Origin of the sequence: Bradyrhizobium embrapense (assembly GCF_001189235.2) — a bacterium.
GTDB classification, from domain to species: domain Bacteria; phylum Pseudomonadota; class Alphaproteobacteria; order Rhizobiales; family Xanthobacteraceae; genus Bradyrhizobium; species Bradyrhizobium embrapense.
This window is the reverse complement of the sequence record NZ_LFIP02000006.1, coordinates 311,545-333,453: the sequence shown is the minus strand read 5'-3', so window position 1 is coordinate 333,453 and position 21,909 is coordinate 311,545. Positions and strand designations below refer to the sequence as shown.

Annotated in this window: 26 protein-coding genes and 1 tRNA gene; 16 read left to right on the top strand and 11 right to left on the bottom strand. The window is 64.8% G+C overall.

The window, feature by feature from the left end:
- The first annotated feature begins 26 nt into the window (after positions 1–26).
- The 4 genes from AKN83_RS27035 to AKN83_RS27020 all read left to right on the top strand — a co-directional run bounded on the left by AKN83_RS27035 (position 27) and on the right by AKN83_RS27020 (position 4,449).
- Complete coding sequence (locus AKN83_RS27035; protein WP_050404360.1) at positions 27–1,043, top strand: GlxA family transcriptional regulator; 1,017 nt, start codon at positions 27–29, stop codon at positions 1,041–1,043.
- 216 nt (positions 1,044–1,259) lie between these two features.
- On the top strand, positions 1,260–1,667 hold the full coding sequence (locus AKN83_RS27030) for a tautomerase family protein (RefSeq protein ID WP_244522110.1): 408 nt from the start codon (positions 1,260–1,262) through the stop codon (positions 1,665–1,667).
- A 200-nt stretch (positions 1,668–1,867) separates the two neighbouring features.
- Positions 1,868–3,556 carry a vWA domain-containing protein gene (locus AKN83_RS27025; RefSeq protein WP_050404361.1) on the top strand — a complete coding sequence of 563 codons (1,689 nt, stop codon included), beginning with the start codon at positions 1,868–1,870 and terminating at the stop codon, positions 3,554–3,556.
- Positions 3,557–3,963: 407 nt separating this feature from the next.
- Positions 3,964–4,449: a Crp/Fnr family transcriptional regulator gene (locus tag AKN83_RS27020; RefSeq protein WP_050404362.1), complete on the top strand. Its 486-nt coding sequence runs from the start codon at positions 3,964–3,966 to the stop codon at positions 4,447–4,449.
- Here the strand turns inward: AKN83_RS27020 and AKN83_RS27015 are convergent.
- Both AKN83_RS27015 and AKN83_RS27010 read right to left on the bottom strand, forming a co-directional pair.
- Positions 4,388–5,215 carry a metallophosphoesterase family protein gene (locus AKN83_RS27015; RefSeq protein WP_050404421.1) on the bottom strand — a complete coding sequence of 276 codons (828 nt, stop codon included), beginning with the start codon at positions 5,213–5,215 and terminating at the stop codon, positions 4,388–4,390. The genes AKN83_RS27020 and AKN83_RS27015 overlap by 62 nt on opposite strands.
- A 515-nt stretch (positions 5,216–5,730) precedes the next feature.
- On the bottom strand, positions 5,731–9,633 hold the full coding sequence (locus tag AKN83_RS27010; RefSeq protein ID WP_050404363.1) for a PAS domain-containing protein: 3,903 nt from the start codon (positions 9,631–9,633) through the stop codon (positions 5,731–5,733).
- Positions 9,634–9,964: 331 nt separating this feature from the next.
- On the opposite strand from AKN83_RS27010, the gene AKN83_RS27005 reads away from it, so the two are divergent.
- The 6 genes from AKN83_RS27005 to AKN83_RS26980 all read left to right on the top strand — a co-directional run bounded on the left by AKN83_RS27005 (position 9,965) and on the right by AKN83_RS26980 (position 13,255).
- The gene (locus AKN83_RS27005) at positions 9,965–10,363 is read left to right on the top strand and encodes a phasin family protein (protein ID WP_050404364.1); all 399 of its coding nucleotides are present in this window, start codon (positions 9,965–9,967) and stop codon (positions 10,361–10,363) included.
- A gap of 287 nt (positions 10,364–10,650) precedes the next feature.
- On the top strand, positions 10,651–11,088 hold the full coding sequence (locus AKN83_RS27000; protein WP_050404365.1) for a phasin: 438 nt from the start codon (positions 10,651–10,653) through the stop codon (positions 11,086–11,088).
- Positions 11,089–11,277: 189 nt separating this feature from the next.
- Positions 11,278–11,354, top strand: a tRNA-His gene (locus tag AKN83_RS26995).
- A 195-nt stretch (positions 11,355–11,549) separates the two neighbouring features.
- Positions 11,550–11,846 (top strand): hypothetical protein, encoded by a 297-nt coding sequence (locus AKN83_RS26990; RefSeq protein ID WP_050404366.1) that lies wholly within the window; start codon positions 11,550–11,552, stop codon positions 11,844–11,846.
- Between the two features lie 230 nt (positions 11,847–12,076).
- Entirely contained in the window at positions 12,077–12,394 is a 318-nt protein-coding gene (locus AKN83_RS26985; protein ID WP_050404367.1) for a hypothetical protein, read from the top strand.
- A gap of 180 nt (positions 12,395–12,574) precedes the next feature.
- Entirely contained in the window at positions 12,575–13,255 is a 681-nt protein-coding gene (locus tag AKN83_RS26980) for a ParA family protein (protein ID WP_021081815.1), read from the top strand.
- 121 nt (positions 13,256–13,376) lie between these two features.
- Here AKN83_RS26980 and AKN83_RS40710 read toward each other — a convergent pair whose 3' ends face one another.
- Together AKN83_RS40710 and AKN83_RS26975 are read right to left on the bottom strand one after the other, a co-directional pair.
- Positions 13,377–13,523 carry a hypothetical protein gene (locus AKN83_RS40710; protein WP_172803621.1) on the bottom strand — a complete coding sequence of 49 codons (147 nt, stop codon included), beginning with the start codon at positions 13,521–13,523 and terminating at the stop codon, positions 13,377–13,379.
- Between the two features lie 255 nt (positions 13,524–13,778).
- On the bottom strand, positions 13,779–14,075 hold the full coding sequence (locus AKN83_RS26975; protein WP_050404422.1) for a DUF4282 domain-containing protein: 297 nt from the start codon (positions 14,073–14,075) through the stop codon (positions 13,779–13,781).
- A 320-nt stretch (positions 14,076–14,395) separates the two neighbouring features.
- Here AKN83_RS26975 and AKN83_RS26970 point away from each other — a divergent pair, with 320 nt between their 5' ends.
- The 3 genes from AKN83_RS26970 to AKN83_RS40705 all read left to right on the top strand — a co-directional run bounded on the left by AKN83_RS26970 (position 14,396) and on the right by AKN83_RS40705 (position 15,660).
- Positions 14,396–14,854 carry a MaoC family dehydratase gene (locus AKN83_RS26970; RefSeq protein ID WP_050404368.1) on the top strand — a complete coding sequence of 153 codons (459 nt, stop codon included), beginning with the start codon at positions 14,396–14,398 and terminating at the stop codon, positions 14,852–14,854.
- An 8-nt stretch (positions 14,855–14,862) separates the two neighbouring features.
- A complete protein-coding gene (locus AKN83_RS26965; protein WP_050404369.1) occupies positions 14,863–15,345 on the top strand; it encodes a MaoC family dehydratase in 483 nt (160 codons plus the stop codon).
- 171 nt (positions 15,346–15,516) lie between these two features.
- Positions 15,517–15,660, top strand: a complete 144-nt coding sequence (locus AKN83_RS40705) for a hypothetical protein (RefSeq protein ID WP_016841369.1) — start codon at positions 15,517–15,519, stop codon at positions 15,658–15,660.
- Positions 15,661–15,764: 104 nt separating this feature from the next.
- Here the strand turns inward: AKN83_RS40705 and AKN83_RS40700 are convergent, their stop codons facing one another.
- From AKN83_RS40700 to AKN83_RS26930, 7 genes are all read right to left on the bottom strand, one after another.
- A complete protein-coding gene (locus AKN83_RS40700) occupies positions 15,765–15,902 on the bottom strand; it encodes a hypothetical protein (RefSeq protein ID WP_172803612.1) in 138 nt (45 codons plus the stop codon).
- Between the two features lie 226 nt (positions 15,903–16,128).
- Positions 16,129–16,551: a hypothetical protein gene (locus tag AKN83_RS26955; RefSeq protein ID WP_050404370.1), complete on the bottom strand. Its 423-nt coding sequence runs from the start codon at positions 16,549–16,551 to the stop codon at positions 16,129–16,131.
- Between the two features lie 154 nt (positions 16,552–16,705).
- Entirely contained in the window at positions 16,706–17,659 is a 954-nt protein-coding gene (locus AKN83_RS26950; RefSeq protein ID WP_050404371.1) for a hypothetical protein, read from the bottom strand.
- A 250-nt stretch (positions 17,660–17,909) separates the two neighbouring features.
- Entirely contained in the window at positions 17,910–18,344 is a 435-nt protein-coding gene (locus AKN83_RS26945) for a nuclear transport factor 2 family protein (RefSeq protein ID WP_050404372.1), read from the bottom strand.
- 197 nt (positions 18,345–18,541) lie between these two features.
- Positions 18,542–18,802 (bottom strand): hypothetical protein, encoded by a 261-nt coding sequence (locus tag AKN83_RS26940; protein WP_050404373.1) that lies wholly within the window; start codon positions 18,800–18,802, stop codon positions 18,542–18,544.
- A 126-nt stretch (positions 18,803–18,928) separates the two neighbouring features.
- Positions 18,929–19,372 carry a nuclear transport factor 2 family protein gene (locus AKN83_RS26935; protein ID WP_050404374.1) on the bottom strand — a complete coding sequence of 148 codons (444 nt, stop codon included), beginning with the start codon at positions 19,370–19,372 and terminating at the stop codon, positions 18,929–18,931.
- A 369-nt stretch (positions 19,373–19,741) separates the two neighbouring features.
- Positions 19,742–20,575, bottom strand: a complete 834-nt coding sequence (locus AKN83_RS26930; protein WP_157113583.1) for a hypothetical protein — start codon at positions 20,573–20,575, stop codon at positions 19,742–19,744.
- A gap of 141 nt (positions 20,576–20,716) precedes the next feature.
- On the opposite strand from AKN83_RS26930, the gene AKN83_RS26925 reads away from it, so the two are divergent.
- The 3 genes from AKN83_RS26925 to AKN83_RS26915 all read left to right on the top strand — a co-directional run bounded on the left by AKN83_RS26925 (position 20,717) and on the right by AKN83_RS26915 (position 21,889).
- A complete protein-coding gene (locus AKN83_RS26925) occupies positions 20,717–20,962 on the top strand; it encodes a hypothetical protein (protein ID WP_050404375.1) in 246 nt (81 codons plus the stop codon).
- 80 nt (positions 20,963–21,042) lie between these two features.
- The gene (locus AKN83_RS26920) at positions 21,043–21,234 is read left to right on the top strand and encodes a hypothetical protein (RefSeq protein ID WP_244522109.1); all 192 of its coding nucleotides are present in this window, start codon (positions 21,043–21,045) and stop codon (positions 21,232–21,234) included.
- A 268-nt stretch (positions 21,235–21,502) separates the two neighbouring features.
- Positions 21,503–21,889 (top strand): hypothetical protein, encoded by a 387-nt coding sequence (locus AKN83_RS26915; protein WP_050404377.1) that lies wholly within the window; start codon positions 21,503–21,505, stop codon positions 21,887–21,889.
- The last annotated feature ends 20 nt before the right edge of the window (positions 21,890–21,909 follow it).

The window sequence follows — 21,909 nt, the reverse complement described above, 5'->3', positions numbered from 1 at the left end:
CACTTTGTGCAAGATCGGACACGGCCATGCCACTCATCCGGATTTGGGTCTATGACGGCATCCTCGCTTCGGGCGTTGCGGGGATCGTCGATGTCTTCACGGCCGCCAATTCGGTGGCGGCGCAGCGGCCGCCGGGCCGTAACGGCAAGCCGTCGCAGCTGCGCTGGCGCATCGAGTCGCTGAGTGGCCGGCCGGTGCAAACCGCGTCCGGCCAGATCATCGGCGTCGAAGGAGCGATCAGCGCGCGGTCTGCGGCGGATGCGGTGGTGATCCCCGGGCCGTTCGTCGGCGATATCGAGCGCTTCTTCGCGCGGCTCGATACGGTCGAGCCGTTGCTCGCCGCGCTGCGGCGGCAGCATGAGCGCGGCACCCTGCTCGCATCTTATTGCACCGGCAGCTTCATCCTCGCCGAAGCAGGGCTGCTCGACGGCAGGGTCGCGACCACCCATTGGGCGAAGGGGCGGACCTTCGCGATGCGCTATCCGGCGGTGGATTTGCGCGTCGCCGAGATCCTCACCGAGCAGAACCGGATCGTCTGCTCGGGCGCGGTGACCACTTCGCTCAATCTTGCGCTTCGGCTGGTCGAGAAATTCGCCAGCGCCGATCTGGCTACCGAGACCGGCAAGCTAATGCTGATCGACGGCAATCGCGTCTCGCAGGCGTCCTATGCCAGCCGCACGCACGACACGCAGCATTCCGATGCGCTGGTGGCGCGGGCGCAGAGCCTGATGGAGAAGTCGCTACAACGGGGCTTCAGCCTCGCGAGGCTGGCCCGCGACCTGTCGGTCAGCGAGCGTACCTTGAACCGCCGCTTCAAGCTCGCGGTCGGCGAGGCGCCGCTGCAATATCTGCAGGCGCTGCGCGTCGACGTAGCCAAGCGCCTGATCGAATCCAGGCGGCTGAAGCTCGACGCCGTCAGCGCGCGGGTCGGCTACAACGACCTGTCGACCTTTCGCCGCCTGTTCAAGCGCGAGACCGGGCTTTCGCCCCGTGAGTACCAGCGCCGGTTTGCGCGTGCCGCGCGCACGGCACCTGCGAGCTGACGAGCCGTGTCCGAATTTGCTCGAGAATGGCGATACTGCCACTGTTGCGGGGAGTGCCTTGCCGATAGACCTCGTGTTGCAACAACAGGAGGCCTCAATGCCGATGATCGACGTCACCATTCCCGAAGGAGCCCTAGAGCCGGACGCGGAGGCGCGGCTGATCAAGGAGCTCGGCGATATCCTGATCGGCCACGAGGGCTCGACCCGGCCAACAAGGTGGCGCAAGGCGTCACCGTCGTGTTCCTGCATCGGCCGGCCGCGGTTTACGTGGCGGGCGCACCGTCGCCGTCGCCGCGCTATCGCATCGTGCCAACGGTGCCCGAGGGGCAGTACACCGAGGCCTCGCGCGCGGCGTTGGTAAAGGACGTGACCGATGCCGTGGTGCGCGCCGACGGCGGTTCGTTCGAGGACGTTGCGCCGCAGGTCTGGGTGTTTCCGACCGAGATACCGGATGGCCAGTGGGGCAGCCGCGGTGTCATTCGTCCATTGCCGGACATCCAGGCCTTCATCGCCGGCGAGCATGAACGCGAGGTCGGCGAGGAGCGCCTTGCACGGCGACGGCGCGTCAAGGCGCTCGAGCTGCTGGGTGGTGCGCTCGATGCGGCGCGCCGCGGCGTCGATTAGGACGCCTCCAGGCGAAGCGGGCACCGATTCGCGTGAAAAAAACGCGTCAAACCGTCATGATCGCAGATGTGAAGACAATCCAATTGTCATCTGCGTGTCGCGTCAGTCCAAACACTTGTCGCAATAGTCCAAGTGCCAGGACGCCGCGTCGTCGTAGTCGTCTTTGCCCTCTGATTGTTTCCATCATCGAGGATCGATCCGTGACTAGGTTTCTTCGCCGTTCGTTCGTTGCCGGCCTGCTGTCGCTTGGCCTGGCGTTGCTGTCACCTCAAGGCGCGCAGGCGCAGGGGACCGACACCATTCTCGTGCTCGATGCGTCCGGCTCGATGTGGGGCCTGGTCGACGGGCAGAGCAAGATCTCCGCTGCAAGGCAGGCGGTCGATGCGATCCTGTCGAAATGGAATCCCGCCGATCGTCTCGGTGTGATGGTCTATGGCCATCGCTCGAAGGGTGACTGCAAGGACATCGAGCTGATGGTGCCGCTCAGCAAGTTCGATTCCGCACGGATCAAGGCCGCGATCGACGGCATCAATCCGAAGGGCAAGACGCCGATCTCGGATTCGCTGCGTGCCGCTGCCGAGGCGCTGCACTCGACCGAGAACAAGGCCAACGTGATCCTGGTCTCCGACGGGATCGAGACCTGCGCGCCGGATCCATGCGCGGCCGCGGCCGAGCTGAAGAAGGCCGGCATCGGCTTCACCGCCCATGTCATCGGCCTCGACGTCGCCGATCCCGCGGCGAAGAGCCAGCTGCAATGCATCGCGCGCGCGACCGGCGGCGTCTATCTCGATGCCGGCAACGCCGCGAGCCTGACCGGCGCGCTGACCAAGGCGGTGGCGGCGACGCAAGGCACCAAAGTCGCCAGCGAGGCGCCGCCGAAGCCCGTGGCCGCCGATCCGTATCTCGGCAAGAATCTCCGCGGCGTGGCGCGGCTCGCCGAAGGGCTCGATCCGATCAGCGACGAGGACGTCAACTGGGGCATCTACAAGCGTGCCGGTGACGAGAAGGGTGAGCATGTCAACACCTTCTACGGCGCGCCGTTCGCCGACAACATCGCGCCCGGCGACTACATCGTGGAAGTGAGCTACCGGCAGCTCAAGCGCGAGTTTCCGCTCAAGGTCGAGAAGGGAAAGCCCGCGATGCTCGATGTCATCCTCGATGCCGGCTACGTCACCAGCGAAGGCGCGGTCGCCGGCGGCGCGGCCAAGGTCGACGACGTGGTCTGGCAGGTCTCCGACAAGGGCGGCAGGCTGGTCGCGCAGGAATACGACGCGGTGCCGCGTTTCGTGCTCGCCGCCGGCAATTATACGCTGACCCTGACCAAGGGGCAGTCGAAGACCAGCAAGCCGTTTTCGGTCGCCGCCGGCGACTCCAGCAACGTCCAGCTCACCCTCGACGTCGGCAAGCTGATCGTCACCACCACCTATGCCGAAGGCGGCCCCAAGGTCGAGAAGGACCTCGTGGTTGCCGTGCACCAGCCGGCGAAGGCCGACGGTGACGAGGGCGAGAAGGTCGCGCAGGACTACGACGCCGAATCCAAGTTCGATCTGCCCGGCGGCAGCTACGAGGTAGTCGTGACGGTCGGCGAGGCCAAGGGTACGGCGCGCGCGGAGGTGAAGTCCGGCGCGCCGACCCGGATCAACGTCAACCTCAACGCCGGCGTGGTCGGGATCACGGCCGACGGTGCCCAGGAGATCGACATCCTGGGGGCCGAGCGCGACATCAACGACGAGCGCAAGCGCGTCTCGGTGAACTATGACGCGGCCGCCAGCGTTGCGCTCAGCGCCGGCGACTACGTCGCGGTCGCCATCTATGCCGACGGCCAGAGGGCGGAAAAGCCGTTCTCGATCGCCGCCGGCAAGCGCCAGACGGTGGAGATCAAGCAGTAGGGCGGCATGTCACGGAGTGCGAGCGTGCATTGGCTCGCGCTTTCCTGTGAGGTGAGCACACTCTCAGGCTCCCTTCCCCCTTGCGGGGGAGGGTGGGGAGAGGGGTGAGCCCCGGGCGAGATGATTGACGAGAGCGCTGCGCTCGCAATCGCGCTCGTATCGCGCTGCAAATGGAGAGAGTTTGCCGTGTGGCACCCTCTCCCTAACCCTGCCCCGCAAGGGGGGAGGGAACCCATCCGCCGGAGCGTCCCTAACTGGAGGTGGAGGAGAGAGTGCGACGTGAGTTGAGGCTCGCAGCACGCTCATCCCTCGCCGCGCTGCCGACAATTTGGGCACACCGCCCGGCCAATCCCGTTCACCTCCGCCGCATCTCCGCCTAGTCTGGCTGCAGACGGAGATGAAACAGCATGCGAGCGATCCTTGAGCACTGCACCGGCGGCAGCAGGCGCAGTCTGCCGGCCGGCACGGAGTTCATCGCGGAGGGCGGCAAGACGGGTCACCTGTTCGTGCTGCTCGAGGGCAAGGTGGAAGTCGTGAAGGGCGATAATCTGGTCGCCGTGATCGACGAGCCCGGCGCGGTGTTCGGCGAGATGAGCGTTCTGCTCGACAAGCCGCACAGCGCGAAGGTGCGCGCGGCGTCCGACTGCGTGCTGTACGAATTCGACGATGCGGCGTCGTTCCTGCGGGAGCAGCCCGCGGTGGCGCTGCTGATCGCGCAATTGCTGGCGCAGCGGCTGCATGTCGCCACGACCTATCTTGCCGACCTGATGCATCAATATGCCGATCACGGCACCCATCTGGCGATGGTCAGCGAAGTGCTGCAAAACATGATCAACCTGCCGCCGATGCAGGTCGCGCCAGGCTCGGATCGGCAATCCGATCCAAGGATGTGAGCCAGTCCGGCGCCTCGCTGAGCGGCGTTGCCGGCCGGTGCAGGGGGGCGTTGAGATCGACGATCTGGGCGTCGCCGGCGCCTAGCCAGAACGCCTTCTCCTGGGTGAGATCGAGCACGATGTAGACCGGCGGCCGGCCGGGTTGCAGCCCGGTATTGAACACCCAGGTGGCGCCGATCCGGTCGAACCACGAGCCGTTCGGGATGAACGGCGATTGATGCACATGGCCCGAGATCACCATCGCCGGATGGTGACGCTCGATCCAGTGCAACAGCTCGACGTCGCCGAAGAAGCGCTTGCCGCCCCAACTGATCGGCGAATCCGCCGGCGGGGCATGATGCACCCAGACCCAGCGGCGGTGCGGGATGGCGGCCGCCTCGCGCAGCTGGTCGTCGATCCGCGCCTTGACCATCGGGCCGTCCCACCACGGGCACACCGTGAACAGCGTGTCGCCGATGGTCAGATTGTCACCGTCGCAGGCGATGCCGAACTCCCTGACCGCGGCCACCCATCGCGCGACCTTCTCGCCCTCCGCGTTGCGCTCGTCGAGGTCATGATTGCCCGAGCAGAAGATCACGCGCGTGAGGCCGGCGAGCCGCGCGAGGTATTTCGTCACGACGACGATCTGGGCGCGGTAATCGACCGCCGAGCCGAGGTTGAGTGCATCGCCGGCGAAGATCACCAGATCGAATTGCGGAGCGGCCGCCAGCAGCCAGTCGAACTGCGGCAATGAATAGTGCAAGTCGGCGACGACGAGACAGCGCATCCGCCAGATCCAGATGCCCGGGAAAGCGGGCTGGGTTCGCAAGATAATGAATTTCAAACAATCGAAATTGCAGCAAGATTTATGCCGTGCCTCGCGAGGCAAGCGCGACGGATTTTCGCAGTGCGTAGATATGCGCCGCTAGAGCATGATCCGGAAAAGTGTGAAACGGTTTTCCGAAAAGATCATGCTTAAACAAGGAGCTAAAGCGCGATGACGATTCAACTCAATCTCATCGCGCTTTAGAACAACGTAAGGTGAGCACGTTAGTCAGGCTCCCTCTCCCCTTGCGGCAGAGGGTGGGGAGAGGGGTAGCCCCGGGAAGGATGATCGAGGAAAGCCTCGTTCTCGCAATTCGATCCCGTCGTTCTGGAAATGGAAAGTGCGTGCCGTGTAGCACCCTTCTCCCTAACCCTCCCCCGCAAGGGAGGAGGGAACCCTTCCGCCTGTGCGTCCCTCACCAGCATCGATGAGGAAGAGTCGCCGCACGTGCGCTAAGACGTTGTGTTTTCGCTGGCTTACGCCCTCGCCGCAGCATGCGAGAACACGATCTCGATCAGGGTGCCGGTGCGGCCGCCGGTGCGGATCTGGAATTTGGCGCGGTTGGCCTCGACCAGCGCCTTGGTCAGCGACAGGCTGACGCCGCCGGAGCCGGCCTGATCGGATGGCGTCGGCGCGCGGAAGGGCTCCAGTGCGGCGGCGACCTCGTTGTCGTTGAGGCTCTGGCCGGTGTCGCGCACCCGCAGCATCACCTCGCCGAAATCCGACAGCGCGGTCGAGACGATCACCTGGCCGCCGGCATTGGCGAGATGGATCGAGTTGCCGATCAGGTTCAGCGTGATCTGGCGCAACGCGCGGGCGTCGGCGACGACAGGCGGCAGGGTGTGCGCGAGCGAGGTGCGGATGATGATGCGCTCGCGGTTGGCCTGCGGCTGCATCACCGCGACGCAGCTCTCCACCATCTCGTTGAGGTTCTGGCTGGTGAAGGCGAGGTCGAGCTTGCCGGTCTCGATCCGCGACAGGTCGAGCAGGTCGTTGACGATGGCGATCACCCGCTCGCCGGAGGCGCGGATGTCCTTCATGTATTCGACATAGCGCTCGTTGCCGAGGGCGCCGAAGCGTTCGCCGATCATCACCTCGGCAAAGCCGATGATGGCGTTGAGCGGCGTGCGCAGCTCGTGGCTGATCCGCGCCAGGATGTCGGTCTTGGCGTTTGCTGCGCGTTCGGCGAGCCGCCGCGCCTCGCGCAATTCGCCCTCGCTCTTTTTGGTCTGCGACAGATCGCGGAACACGGCAAAGAAATTCGGGCCGTCGGCGCGGGTGCGGCCCATCGTCACCGAGAGCGGGATGACGCCGCCCTGGCGGACGCGGCCGAGCGTTTCGCGGCCGTGATCGAGCAGGCTGGCGAGGCCGGCCGATTTCACGCTCGCAAGATAGTCGAAGATGCCGCGCTGGCTTTCCGGCGCGAACAGGTCGGCGAGATTATGCATGACGAACTCGTCGCCGTCATAGCCGAACAGTGCTTCCGCGCTGCGGTTGCATGAGTGGATGTTGCCCTCGGCATCGAACATGATGATGCCCTCGGCCGCGGTGTCGAGGATCGCACCTAACTCCTCGGCATCGGCGTGGCCGGCCTGCGGTGGCGGCGCTTGCACCGGCTCCGCGGCCGCTACCGGCTCGGGATCGAGTTCGGAGAGGGCGGCCGCGATCGCGGCGTCCTCGTCGAGCGTGCGCGAGAAGATCAGCGCCAGCGCGGAATCGTCGTCCCAGGTGATGGTGTGCAGCCGCGCCTCCGCGGACACCGACTGCGCGCCGTTGTCCGGGTTCTGGTTCGCCGAGATCGTCACCGGCGTGCCGGTGCCGGAACTGCTGCTTGCCTGCGAGACGCCGGGCTCGACATAGAGCGCATCGAGCCCGCCGGCGGCTTCCAGCGCGTGCAGGCTGTCATAGCCCATGCGGGCGAGGAAGGCGTGGTTGGCATAGAGCAGGCGGTCGAGCCGGTAGATCAGGATGCCGACCGGCACCAGATCGAGCAGCGCGCGGTCGCGGCGGGATTCTCCGCGCGGTGCGGGTTCCGTCGCGGCGAGCCAGCCGGCCTTCGGTGCGTCGGCCGGCGTCTCGAGTTTGGCTGCGGTCTCTCGCTGCGGCGCCTCCGCCTGCTGCGGCGGCTCGCCCACGGGCAGCGCTGCGGCGACCGCCTCCGTGGTAGCGCTCCCGTTCGTCGTCGCGGTGAGGCCGGCCTCGTTCTCGAGCCGCGCCGACAATTGGCGCGCGAGTTCGTTGAAGGCGTTGTTCTCGACCGGCGTCAGCGATGGCGGCCGGTTGTCGCCGGCAAGTCGGAACGGCACCACATTCTGCGGTGTGTCGTGACGCGCCTCCTGCGCTTCCTCGTGCGTTTCCACGGCGTGATCCGGATCGGCTTGGTGTGAAGTCTCTGCTGCGCTCGGCTCGGTCAATTCCTCGGGTGGTGCTGCAGTCATGTCGGGCGGCGGCTCCGCGTGCGGCGGAGGATTGTCTTGTGGCGGCGCGGCGGGCCCGGGCGGCGCAGCGGTGCGCGGCACAGGCGCGGCATCGGCCGACAGCGATTTCGGCGCGATTGCGCCGCTGAAGAACTCATAGCGGCGCAATGCGGCGAGTCGCGCAAGGCCATCGAGATCACGACACACACCAAAACCGCGGTAGCCGGCGAAATTCCTGGAACGATCGAACACCGGCAGGCCGGACAGTTCGACCGGCAGCCGGCCGCCGCCGTCGACCGGCCAGTGCAGCGTGATGCCGCTCCAGGTGTCGTGGCTCGCGAATGCCTTGAGCACGCGGCCCTCGGGATCGAGGCCGAAGCTGTCGGCGATGTCGCTCCAGAGCCGGCCGAAGCCTGCCGCGGTCTGCAGGCCGATCAGGCGGGTGAACTCGTCGGAGCCGAGCGAGAAGCGGCCCTCATGGTCCATCTGCCACATGAAGCGCAGCGGGTGCCGCCGCACCGGCCACGGTTCGTCGAGCCAGGATGGCGGCGGCACCGGCGCCAGTGTCGCGGGCTCCTGCTTGGCGGCAGGCGGCGGAGCCGGTGCATCCGCGATCGCATAGGGCGACGGCACGGGATCGGCCGGTGGCGCCGGTGTCTCCGAAACGGGCGCGTGTGCGGTCTCTTCAAGATCGGGCGCGGGCTCCGCTGCGGGCGTTTCGACCAGCGCCTCAGCGGGCGCCTCGATCATGGCTTCCGAAAGCGGTTCCTCGACCGCGGCAGCTTCGTCGGGCGTGGTGTCGGGAGGCGTGGTCTCGACCGGTGCTGGCTCGAAAAGCGTCAGCTCTGCCGACGCGAGCGGTGGAGCAAGGTGCGCAGGCGCGTCGACCTGCACTTCAGCAGGCATGTCGATCAGTGCTTCCGATAGTGGCTCCTCGACGGCGGGGCTTTCGTCAGGCGTGGTGTCGAATGCCAAGCTCTCGACGGGCGCGGTCGCCGCCTGCGTCTCTTCCGGCCCGGGAGACGGAGCGGCGTGCACAGGCTCGGATTCCGCCGTGCCGACGATCGACTCGATCGCGCCGCGCTCTTCCAACTGCGGGTCCAGCGCATCGAACAGCGTGAAGGTGGCCTGCGCTTCGCTGGCCGGCGCGGGAACTTCTTCATGCGCCGTCGGCGGTTCGACGGCGGCGGGTGCTGGCTCCACGGCCGCGGCCTCTTGCGACGCAACTGCGTGTGCCGGCACTTCCGGTGCAGCTGTCTTCGGCTGAGCCGGCCCCGGCGCGATCGGCGCGGCCGGCTTGGCGGCGAGATGCGCCGCCGGCTTGATCAGCGCAATCAGCGCGCGATCGGCGCCACGGCCGATCCGCTGCAGCACGACGCGGCCGATCGCGACATCGGCCGCAGCGCGGCCCCGCGCCAGCGCCTCGTTGCGCGCAGCATCGAGGCCGGCTTCGGTGAGATCGTGCAGGCCGGGCAGCACACGCGCCGCCTCGTTGGTTGCGACCAGCAGTCCGTCGCCGGTGAAGGCGGCTGCCGGACGCGGCAAGCATTGCACCAGCCGCAGCAAGCGCTCGGCAAGCGGCATGTTTCGGCCCGAGGCATTGAGCGCGGTCATCAGGATGCCGTGGCTGCCGTCGGGCAAGTCGATGCGCCTGCAGCCGCAGGTCGCGAGCATGCCGGGCGCCGCGCCAAACCCGCGCAGCCGCTCCAGCCGCACCGCGCCGCCTGCGTCGAGACGGTAGCCGAGCCGCGCGACCTGGCGGCGATGCGGATCGGCCGGGCCGAAGACGCGCTTCGCCAACTCGGCGCCATTGGCGGCACCGAATACCTGCGCACCGACCGGATTGGCCCACAGAATCCGTGCACCGTCGGCCGCCCACAGCCATGCCGGCAGGCCGCTCGTCGCATGGTCCGCCAGCCTCACATCGCCGAGCGCCTGGATCTGGAATTCCGCGTCACTCATCACGCAAGATTTGACCGCATGGTTTGGCTTCTTCCTTAAGCTGCCGGGGCGACGGCAGCCGCAGGACGACAGCCTTAACAGAAGGTTAGTATCGCAACTGGGGTACCGTAGGTCCATGTCCGCGGCCAGCCTGTATCAGGCAAAGCCGGGATAACGTTAACTTGGCCGAACGATCCACAGCCGATTAGCGTTGTCGGGCAGACACTGCGGCAGTGTGATGCGGAACTGGAGGGCACCGCGTCACACCTGCATTTGCAGTGCCGCGATATATCCTGCCGCGCGCCCGCAGGGCCAACCGGCGGGGGCGATCACCAAGCGAGGGAGAGCGACCATGAGCGACAACGGGCGTGACCATTTCGAGATCCCCAAGTTCGAAATCCCGAAGGACATGCGCTCGATGGCGGAAGCGAGCTTCGATCAGGCGCGCAAGGCTTTCGAGCAATTCGTGACCAACGCGCGGGACACCGCCGGCAAGATCGAGGAGCGCAACGCCACGATGCGCGCCGGTGCCAAGGAGCTGTCCGCCAAGGCGCTCGGCTACGCCGAGAAGAACGTCCAGTCGTCGCTGGACTACGCCCAGTCGCTGCTCAAGGCCAAGGACCTCACCGAGGTCATGCGGCTGCACAGCGACTATGTGCAGGGCCAGATGCGCTCGCTCGCCGAGCAGGCCAGCGAAATGGGCCAGGCCGTCAGCCGCGCCGCAATGGATGCGGTCAAGCCCAAGAGCTGAGAGCTGCCAACAGCTGAGAGGCTGATGACGAACTGACGAAGTGTGGCAGCCCAACCCCGGTCGGGCGCGGTAACCCCATATTCCGCCCGATAAAAAATGTGGCGTTGCACGCGATCGTACGTTGCGTTGCACAAAATTGACATGATATGGGTGTTTATTAGGCGCGCCCGACGAAGGGCACTCCCGTGAATCAAGGCAGCGTGATCCATTTCAGCGCTCCCGGCCTGATGGGCTCCGGGACGTTCGCAATGGTCACATCTACTCACCCGTTGCGAAGGATTACACGTATGACCAACCCGTCCGATCCGTTTTCCGCCTCGATCATCCCGTTCGAGGTTCCCGAACAGGTGCGCGCGTTCGCCGAAAAGGGCGTGCTGCAGGCCCGCGACAGCTACGCCAAGTTCAAGGACGCTGCCGAGACCCACAACTCGACGGTCGAGGCCGTGTTCAGCTCGATGAACAAGGGCGCTACCGCGTATTCGGCCAAGCTGATCGAGTTCTTCAAGGCCAACACCTCCTCCTCGCTCGACTTTGCCCAGGAGCTGTTCAGTGTGAAGTCGCCGACCGAAGCGGTCGAGCTGTGGACCTCGCACGCCCGCAAGCAGTTCGAGACCTACACCGCGCAGGCCAAGGAACTGGCCGAGCTCGGCCAGAAGGTCGCCAGCGAGACCGCCGAGCCTATCAAGGCCAGCGCCTCGAAGTTCTACCAGCAGCCGGCCGCCTGATCGCGGTCCATACGAGCTAGCGACGGGCCCGGGCCTTGGCGGTCCGGGCCTTTTTGCTGGACAAGGGCTGTCAAGCGGTCCGAGATAAGAGCGGAAATCAGCGCGCTACGGCCTTGCCAAAGGCGGGCGTTGCACCTAGTTTCCGCCCGAAATCGCCGCCCCCCTTTTTGCGGGGCCGTGCGTCATGATGCAGTTGTAGCTCAGTTGGTTAGAGCGCCTGTCTGTGGAACAGGAGGTCGGTGGTTCGAGCCCACCCAACTGTACCATCCACAAGATCAGCCGCTGCGATATCGCAGGATCGCTCGCCGTCTGCTCATCGCCCGTGGCGTGTCAGCTCGCCCGCTTGCGCTTCCGCGTGCCTTCACCCACACTCCGCGAAACGACGCCTTAACGACGCCTTGGTGACACCTTTGGGGGGATGCATGGGGACCGCCGGTTCAAGGAGCTTTTCGTTTGCGTGGATGCTTGGGATCGCCTTTGCCGCGCTGCTGTTGCCGGACCGAAGCGAGGCCTACACGCCCGACCAGCAGCAGGCGTGTACGCCGGATGCGTTCCGGCTTTGTGGGCCCGAGATTCCCGACGTCGATCGCATCACGGCCTGCATGATCAGGAACAAGGCGCAGCTGTCGCCGGCCTGCCGCGCGTTCTTCCGCGGAGGTCCCGAGCCGCGTGAGGCGAGCGAGCGCGAGGAGCGGCCGCCGGTCGCTGCGAAGCGGAAGGTCCACAAATCGCACAAGGCGAAGAAGTCCCCCCACTGACGTCCACCAACGAGCTGGTTCCCATCGCGCGCACGCAAGAGCCGCAAGTCCGGTACGTTGTCGCGATGCGAACCTTGGCGCGAAGGCGCGCGCTGGATTCCTGGCTGCGATTTCAAGACCGCGATGCGCGACAGACTGACGCCTTGTGACGCTGTCACGCAGCATCATCTCTGGGGCATGTGTTGTTTGCCAAATCCGTTCCCGCTTGCGGATCGGATGGAGAGAGGCACGTGAGCCAGTACTACAAGCAAGAGATCGATCGGCACTTCGCCTGGTTCGAAGCCAGGCTTCCGGAAAGGCCGGCGCGCTTCGTCGCGTGGCTGCGCAAGCCGTCGTCGCGCTATGTGCGGATTCCGCTCGCGATCCTCCTGATCATCGGTGGCATCTTCAGCTTCCTGCCGGTGCTCGGACTCTGGATGCTGCCGCTCGGACTCCTTTTGTTCGCGCAGGATGTGCCGCTCTTGCAGAAACCGACCGCGCAATTGCTCGGCTGGATCGAGCGCAAGTGGATCGCGCGCCAGCGCGCCAAGACTGCCGAAAAACGCTAGGGGGAGTCATATCAAACGCTTAGCGCTTCCATTTGCGGTTGCGTCATAAGTATAGTGTGACTCAAAAAGCAGAATGCACCGGTAATCTTGGCCGCTTTGCGGATTGCAAGAAGTTTCTTCTTTCGCGAATCAGCATGCTGATTCATTTTCGCCTCCTGGGGTCAATCTGGAGGCCAACGTATGAACGTGATTGTTTTCGCTTCGCGTAAGGGGGGCTCGGGAAAAAGTACCCTGGCTGCTCACCTCGCCGCGCAAGTGCACAAGGCAACGAAGCCCTGTCTGCTGATCGACGCCGATCCGCAGGGCTCGCTGACGCTCTGGCATAAATTGCGCGGCACCAACGAGCCGGCGATCAAGACGGCGGTCAACTCGGTCAGCGGGATCATTGCCCAGGCCAAGCGCGACGGCATCGAATGGGTGTTCATCGACACGCCGCCGAATCTATCGGCCGTGGTCGACGACTCCATCAAGAATGCGACGATGGTGATCATTCCGGCGCGGCCCGGCGTGTTCGACGTCAATGCGGTGCAGGAAACCATCCAGACCTGCCGCTCGATGCGCAAGCCCTATGCCGTCGTGATCAACGGCGCGCCCGCGCAGCGCGACGGCGCCGAAAGCCGCATCGTCGCGATCGCGCGCGAGGCGCTGGCGAAATTCCGCGCACCGGTGTGGAGCGGCCAGATCACCAACCGCGCCGACCTTCTGATGGCGCTCGGCCAGGGTGAAGGCGCCCGCGAATACTATGCGGAAGGCCGCGCTGCCGCAGAGATCAATCGGCTGTGGGCCGCGATCGAGCGCTCGATCAAGGCGATCCGCGGCACGGCGTCGGCATCCGGCGCGATGCACAAGCAGGCGGCGTAATAACGCCGCTCTGGTTCGAACTGGAAAGAACGCGCGGCACTCGCGCGTTTTTTGTGTGCTGAGGTAACGAGGCAATCTCGAATTGCCTCGGCCTGAGCTCGTACTTCCGCGATGGATGGCGTTACGCCACCATCAGCAGATAGAATGCGATCACCGGCGCCAGGGTCAGGATCACCGACCAGATGCCGACAGCCCACAAAATATCCTCGGTCGTGAAGGCCGGCTCGGCAGCCGGCCTCACGGCAATAAAACCATTCCTGGAATTCACGACGCCCCCGCGTTGGTCTTAAGCGCAATGCGGAGGTTGATACGCGAGCGGCTTTAAGATCCCGCCCGGAATTTCGCTGGCATTTTCGCGCGGGTGCTACTTCGGATTAACCACAGCCGGGGCGGCAGGCCGCGTCCGGCGGGAGGCCGAAGGCCTCAAGCGCGACGAGATTGGGCTGAATTGTCATCGCGCTTTAGCTCTTTGTTTGAGCATGATCTTTTCGGAAAACCGCTTCGCACTTTTCCGGATCATGCTCTAGTGCATGCTTCCGTCGCGATCGCGGATCGCGCCGAGATGCTCGTTGATCCGGAATACGATCAGGATGAACTCGGCGGCGATGCGCGAGAACACGATGCCGACGAACACGCTGGCGATCGAGGCGAGCAGCTGGATGAAGCCGACGAACGGGCTGATCGCCATCGCGGTGAGGCTCCACAGGATGCCGGAGATCCCGAACAGCACGATGACCGCGATCACCAGCCAGTAGAACGTCTTGATGATCGTGGGCGTGATGAAACGGTCCCACTGAAACAGATCCTGGAAATCGAACATCATGGTTCTCCCGGCCAGCCGAAATATGATTCGCGTCGCGTGCATCCTACTGCGTCACCTCCGGCGTGATCACTTCGTCGCGGTCCGCGCAGCAGGCGTCCGTCAGAACGAGGCGTGTCTCGCCGGGCCAATGGTTCGGGGCGGCACCAAAGCGCCGCCGCACCCAAGGGGGTCGATACCGCAGAAGCCCGATCAGTCTCGCCAAAGCCAGGCCCCGGACCGGGCGCCGGCAGTCCAGGGGCGAGCTATGCGAGTGGGCTGGTTGTGATTGCTGCAAATAACGGCCACAATCGGGCTCCCCTCCATCATATCCTCACTCAATGACCACGCTGACCTTCGAAGACTTCAAGCCCGGCCGTTTCGGCACGTTCGGCCCGCGCCATGTTTCGCGCGGGGAAATCCTGGCCTTTGCCGCCGAATTCGACCCGCAGCCGATGCACCTCGACGAGGAGGCGGCGAAGAAATCCATGCTCCGCGGCCTGTCGGGCTCGGGCTGGCATCTCGGCTCGCTGATGATGCGGATGATGTTCGACGGTTTCATCGGCCGCACCGCCTCGTTGGGGGCGCCCGGGGTCAACGAGATGCGCTGGGTGGCGCCGCTGCGCCCGGGCGACGATTTGACGCTGGATGTCGATGTCGTCGAGGCGCGCGTCTCGAAGAGCCGCCCCGAGACCGGCATCGTCACCTTCAAGAGCACGATCCGCAACGCACGCGGCGAGATGCTCTGCGAGATGGAGGCGCCGATCATGATCAGCCGCCGTGATTCTTTGAGCGCATAGGAGACATCATGCGCTTTTTTGAAGATATGGAGATCGGCGCCCAGCGCGCGTTCGGCTCATTCACCTTTACCGCCGAGGACATCAAGCGGTTTGCCGCCCAGTTCGATCCTCAGCGCTTCCATCTCGACGAGGAGGAGGGGCGCAAGTCGCTGTTCGGCGGGCTCGCCGCGTCGGGTTGGCACGTCGCCAGCGTCTGCATGAAGCTGCTCGTCGCCGACGGCAAGCGGCTCGCCGCCGAAGCCGCCGCGCGCGGCGAGACGGTTGCGGTCTGGGGACCCTCGCCGGGTTTCCGCGAGCTGCGCTGGATCCGCCCGGTGCTGGCCGGCGACACCATCAGCTTCACCAACCAGGTCGAGACCAAGCGCACGTCCGAGAAGCGGCCGGAATGGGGCATCATTCAAGCCCGCAATACCGGCGTCAATCAGCGCGATGAGGTGGTGTTCTCGTTCCTCGCGACCGCGTTCGTGCCGCGCCGGAATCCCGGTTCCTGATGTTGCTCCAGCGCCCCTGATGTTGCACGGACGCCATGGTCGGCAGCTAGTTCTGCTGCCGACGTAGATGTGCGTTGCGTGGAACTGATTTTTTGCTAACGCATTTTGAACCTTTGTCCCTGCCTATGGTTTGCGGGCACGGACATCTGGGCAAGCACTACTGGGGATACCATGGCAGATCGTAGCGCGCTGAAACTCGTCGGAATCATCTTCGCGACGGTCACGGTTGTCGTGATGCTGGCCACCGGAATGGTCGTGAAGGGCTTTGCCGACGGCAATTATTCCTTCGAGACCACGGCGAGCATCGATCGCTGATCGACTATCTGTAACCGTCGGCGCTCTCCGGAGCGCCCGGCAGCGCATTCGCGCTCTTCAATGTGACCCGTCGGCAGGCTGCGTCACACTTCCTTCAAGTATTCTTAACGATTCCAGATCAGCACCAGCACGATGGTCGCGGCGGCCAATATGCCTATGAACCGGATCATCATGGTGCCGATGCCCTGCTGCGGCTGACGCAGCGGTATCGGATCGGCGTTCTCCGGCCGGACGCTCTGCATGAATTCTCTCCAAATGAATGCCGCCACGTCGCGGTCCGGATGCAAATTCCGGATTGGACGCGGGCTCGCCATCTCAAGTTCAAATCGGCTTCTGCAAGAATCGATGCCGCACAGTTTACGCCGTGCTGAATAATGAATCGTTCTGCGCCGAATCGGCCCGCGCAAAACAAGGCCGCCGCCCCTTGTTCGGGAGGCGGCGGCCATCAGTCCCGAAAACTGATCGGGATCAGCTGTTGCGCAGGCCGTCGGCGGCACGCTTCCACTGCGAGACGTTGTCGGCAATCATCCGCGTCGACTTCATCGCGGCCTGGCTGAGCTGGGCATAGCCGGAGATCTCGCGCTGGACGCGCTGGCCCTCGGCATGCAGCAGGTCACGCAGGCTCTCGAGCTCGCCGATCAGCTTCTCGATCTCGGCGAGCGAGGTGCCGGCGACGCGCTGGATCAGCGAGTTGACGTTGCTGACGGTGGCATCGGTATTGGCGTCGGTCGGCGCGGTCTCCGGGCTCGCCACCGGCCGGCGCAGATAAGCGATGTCGTTGCGCACGAAGTCGCGGATGCCGGCTTCGACTTCCGAGACCGCAGCAAGGTTGGAATCGACCTCGGAAGTCGTTTCGACTTCGGCTTCCTCGGTACGGTTGGTGGCGTTCATCGGCTTTCCCCTGGTTCGCAATAGCGAAGCGCGGCTTGTCCCCCGCACGACGAATTGATGAAGTTACGGACCTATCAGTGCCGCCGAATTTGACCGCATCTGGGCCAAGTTGGGGCAATGCCTGATCATTAGCGCGACAGGGCTAACAGATCGTTCACCATGAGCGCTTGAAGCCGGCGCCGATGCTCTTGTTGATCGTGCCCTGGGCGGCCTCGCCGACCGATCCGGAGACGGTGACGCCGTCGAACAGCTTCTGCTCGGCGCCGACCCGGCGCAGCCACCTGTCCTCGGCCGTCGACAGCGTCTGGCCGGCGGTGATGCTGGTGCCGGTGTCTGTAACGGACAGGCGTGCCGACTGATCGGTGTCGTAGCTGCGCGACGGATGGCCGTCGACGCCGGGCACCGGGACCACCCCCTGCTGGATCAAATTGTAGCCGCTCTGCAGCGTCAGTGAATACTGCTCCGACAGCGGCACCGATTTGCTGAGCGAGGTGCCGATCTTGCTCTGGTCGGCGCCCGGATCGACCCGCGCCTCGACCGAGGTCTTGTCCCAGATCGAAGCCACGCCGCCGGCCGAGATCGACGCCCAGGCCGAGCCGCCGGATTGCGGCAGGCTGCCGCCATTGGCGAGCCGCTCCGACAATTGCTCCGACGTCGTCATCGTGCCCTGTTTGGCGACCGTCATGTCGGCGCCGATGCGGGTGTCGAGGAACGGCGAGACCTGTTGCTTGACCGACACCGCCGACGAGCCGTTGGCATTGTTGTTGGTCGACCAGGACGGATCGTTGCCGGCGACGCTGCTGCGTTTGGCTGCACTTTTCGGCGCCAGCGTGGGCAGGCTGGTGGAGTCGGTGTCGAGCTGGCTCCAGTCGAGCTTGCTCTGGTCGATGTCCTTCAGGATGTCGGCGTCATTGGCATCGGCTGCCGGCGGCGCCTCATCAGCGGTAGCCTCGGCGTCGTCAGCGGGGCTGCCTTTCGCGACCTCTTGCGCAGCGGGAGCGACTGGCCATGGTGAGGTCTGCGCCGTGGCCGAAGACGCTATCGCCATGCTGAAGCCGGCCGCCAGCACCGGCAGCCTTGCCCAGCCAAATCGCAATGTGGAAGTCATTCCCAGCCCGCAAATTCCAGAACGGCAGCATGCATTTGCCGTGGTGCAAGAATGTGGCAACGGCGCCGCAAAGGCAAATGATCAACGCGTGATCATCATGTCCGGGACAAGCGTGCGCGTACGCAAGGCCCCCCGCGCGGCCGGTTCGGGGCTGGTGAAACCGGCCGCGTCCCGCCGGAGCGCCGAACACGCGAAGACGCGCTTCGCGCTCGAGCCCGGACATGACGAAGGCGTGAAATCGCTCGGACTGTCAGACCGCGATGCGCGGCAGGTGGATCGGGTAACCGACCGTCTGCTCGACCAGGTCGAAACTGTCGACCAGCACGCGGAAGCTGGTGAGCTTGCCGAACTTGAATTGCGCGAAATGCGCGATCCTGAGCGAGATCGGCTTGTTGGAATCCAATGCCGTCAGCGAATAGCGCAGCATCGAGGCTGCGGAATCCGCGCCCAGCATGATCGACTCCCGGTCGAAGCGGTGAACCCTGAGGTTCTCGCCGATCTGCCTGATCACCTCGAGCACGGCGGCCTTGCCGCGGCGCGAGCCGAAGAAGGAAAACAGGTCGATCGGCCCATAGATGGCCCATTCGATCTCGTCATCGAGCAACGGCTCGATGTCTGCAAGCTGGCGTTCGTTGATCGCGCGATGCAATGCACGCGAAAAACGCCAGAGGCTGTGCTCTGTCATTTGGTCTCGTCCTGAAACTGGATTGTCAAAGCAAACGAATGGCGGGCTGTCAGCGCCGACGCCCTGCCAGGTTGCTGCACGTCACTATTGCCGCCTCAAATAGGGCGGAATGGCCAAAACGCAAATGACTTTTTTGCAATGCACAATTGCGCCGCACTTGACCGGAATGTGTCCGCCCGCCCGCTTGTCACCGCAATTCAGCGGTCGCGCTGCCGCAGCGGCTGCCGCTCGATCACGATCTCGGCGTCGCGGATCGCCACCACCGCGAACAGCAGCGCGCCGCCGATGCCGCCGATTGCGGCGCCGAGCGGCATGAAGGTGAAAAACACCAGCGTTCCGCTGTCGAGACCTGAGGTTTTGGCGAGTCCGATCCAGGTGAGCCCGGCTCCGATGCCGAGAGCGGCGCCGCCAAGGGCGCCCAGTGCAAGGCCAAGCACAGCGAGCAACGCGAGTTTCATGGTGATTTCAGCCCCGACCGCAACAAGCCCAGTGATAGGTCAGCGCCGGGCCTGCGAGGTTCAACGCTGGCGGGGACGAATTTGCGGGGCGGGGGCGCCTGCATGCTTTGCCAGATTTCCCGGGAGCTAGCCCGCGCTTGGCCCGATCAGCGTCGCCGCGACGTCGCGCTCCAGCACCTGCTGGACGAGGTCGAATGTGTCGATGATCTCGCGGATCTCGGTGATCTTGCCGTCGCGCAGCGTGTAGAACACCGCGACGTCGAACTGCACGACGCGGGCGTTGTTGCGCTTGCGGAAGAACACCCGCAGCTGGGCCGCGACCTTGTCGCCTTCGGCCACAACCATTGGCGCCTCGTAGCGCATGTCGGAATAGCGCTCGTGGATCGTGGTCCACATCTGGCGCAGCGCGCCCTTGCCGCGGTGCTGGCCCATATGCGGAAGAATGTCGATCGGCGCGTTGGCCAGAAATGCGACGTCGTCGCTGCAGCGGTCCAGCGCGCCCTCGATGCCGCCGGCATAGTAGACGTCGAGGAAGTTCAAGACGCGCTGCCGGTTCAAATCCTCGCCCATGATCTGCTCCGCCGGTTCAGTCCGCCTCGCCTTTGACTGGCCTTTGACTTGCCTTGGCCCGCATTGTGAACCGAAGCGTTCCACTCTCAAACATATGTTTTGACGCACGAGACGCAATTAGGTTTGGCAACCGCAGCGTGTATTGCGGCGATCTTCCGTCCTGGATGAGCCCGGCCAACACGAACGATGGCCTGCCGTCGCAGGGCGCACGACCGAAATATCGAAAACAACCCCATGCATAGTAGCCGGCGGCTGCCGGCATTCGACCCGACCACTCGACATGTCGGGCAACTCGGTGATATTTTCGATTATTCAGAAATATTGCCAGCGCTTCGCTCCGGGGCTACGCCGTAGCTCTGTCACGGTGCGCTAATCCGCCGGCGCGGCCTTGCCGGTCAGAAGATCGATCGTGAACCGCTTCGTCTTCTCCGAGCCCGGCGGCACGAAGGCCTCGCCGGGCGCAAGGTCGTGGTAAAGCTCCTTCGGCTTCGGAAAGCCTTCGCCGCAGGCGGTGCGGATGGTCTCGTCGTCGGCGAGGTCGACGTCGACCGCCACCGTGTTGCGCCGCGGCCCCGGGGCGAGGTGGGAGAGGCTGAAATATTTCGGGCCCTCGTTGCACATCACGACATTGGAGCCGTAGGCGCTGACCGCATCCTCGGCCCTGAGCAGGAAGTCGGGCGCGATCTCGATCCGCCGGCCGGACTTTCTGGAAAACTCCATCCTCGCCACCGCGCTCTCGACGATGCCCTGGCCCATGTGACCGACTGCGCAGATCAGCAGGTCCTGCCGCTCGTCCTTGGGCAGGACGATGCAGTCGTGGCCCTGCGCGCCGGGCAGGAAGCGGATGAAGCGAGTGGCCGTGCCGTTCTGCTCGAACAGCGCGACACCGCCGAAATCGGTCGCGTGCGGCTCGCATTCGCTTTCATAATTGACGGCGAGCAGCGCGTTGCCAGCGGCGAGGAAGCGGCCGGCATAGCGCTCCTGGGTCAGCTTGACGTCGCAGGCACGGCCGTCGGGATAGGATTTCGCCCGCGTGCAGGTCGATCCCTTGATGTTGGCAGTGGCGCAGAATGTCGCGAGCAGCGCGCGGTCGTTGTCGGCCGCGCGGGCCGGGCTCGGTATGACCAGCATCGCCGCGCCGAGTGCCGGCGCGAGAAAGGCCGCGATGAAGGCCGGGAGGAGAGCAATGTGTGATGTCCGCATGATCTTCAAGACGCTGTCCGCAATGCGGCGGCATTTAGAGCATGATCGTAACAGGCGCGCAGCGAATTTCTGCGGCAAAGCGACGGGAACCGGCAGGGTGGCTTGGCCGTTAATGCCTGAGAATTCCATTGGAGCCGCATCATGAAATCGATTCTTCTCGCGTCCGTCATTGCCATCAGTGCGATTGCCGCCACCTCGCCCGCCGACGCCAAGGGCTGCATCAAGGGTGCTGTGGTCGGCGGCGTCGCCGGTCATTATGCCGGCCATCACGGCGTGCTCGGCGCCGCCGCCGGCTGCCTCTACGGCCGCCATCACGCCAAGGAGCAGGCAAAGGAGCAGCAGCGCCAGCAGCAACAGGCGCAACCGTCGCAGCAGGAGAAGCTGTAAGGCTTGATCGGTTGTAATGTCTCGTTGCCGGAACGCCGTCCGCTTGGGCGGCGTTGTCCGCTTGCGTAACGGAGACGATGATGACGAAACCTTCGAACAAGACCATCCAGCCCGTTCCCGAAGACAACAAGAGCCACAAGGGCCCCGGCAGCACCCCCGGCGTTCCCCTCGATACGACCAAGGGCCATCGCGACGACGAGAAGCACAATATCCGCGAGCAGGCCGCGCACGGCAATCTGATCCAGAACACCAGCAACAAGCGGTCGGGGTAGGGTGTGGCGGCGCCACTTATTCCGCTATCGTCCCTGCGAAGCAGGGACCCATACTTCGCGGCGGGTTTTATGAACGGGACTCGTCGTTCCGGGGATCGCCCATCAACAACCATTCGTGGTTACAGGTCCCTGCTTTCGCAGCGATGACATCGAGATTGTTGGCGCGGCGAAGTTGCGCGGCGAGCGACGTGACCTGCATCACGCCGCAGGCGAGGGCACGCGGCTAGCGTGGCGGCATCGGATCACCCGATGAGAAGGGATCGCCGCCATGAACGCCATCGCTGCACCGAAGTCACCTGCGCAGAACCGGCTCGAAGGCTTTGCGCTCACCGCCATCCTGCAGGGCCTGCCGACCTTCGCCGCTGCCGTGCTGCTGCTGAAGATGGTCGACGCCCCGGAAATCGTCGGCGAACGCTACGGCACCGCGATCTTCGTCGTGCTTGCCTCGCTGGTTTATGCCGCGATCACGCCGTGGCTCGCCGCCAAATTCCCGCAGCGCTTCGTGCACATCCACGCGCCTGTCTTCTTCGATGCGAGCCTGTCGTTCTCCGAGAAGATCGCGCAATGGCGGAGCCAGCCCGGCGTCTCGCTGCAGCTCATGACCACGATGCTCATGATGTCGCTGCTGGCGGTCGCGGTCGTCAGCGTCGGCTGAGCTTGCACTGCGCCGCCGGT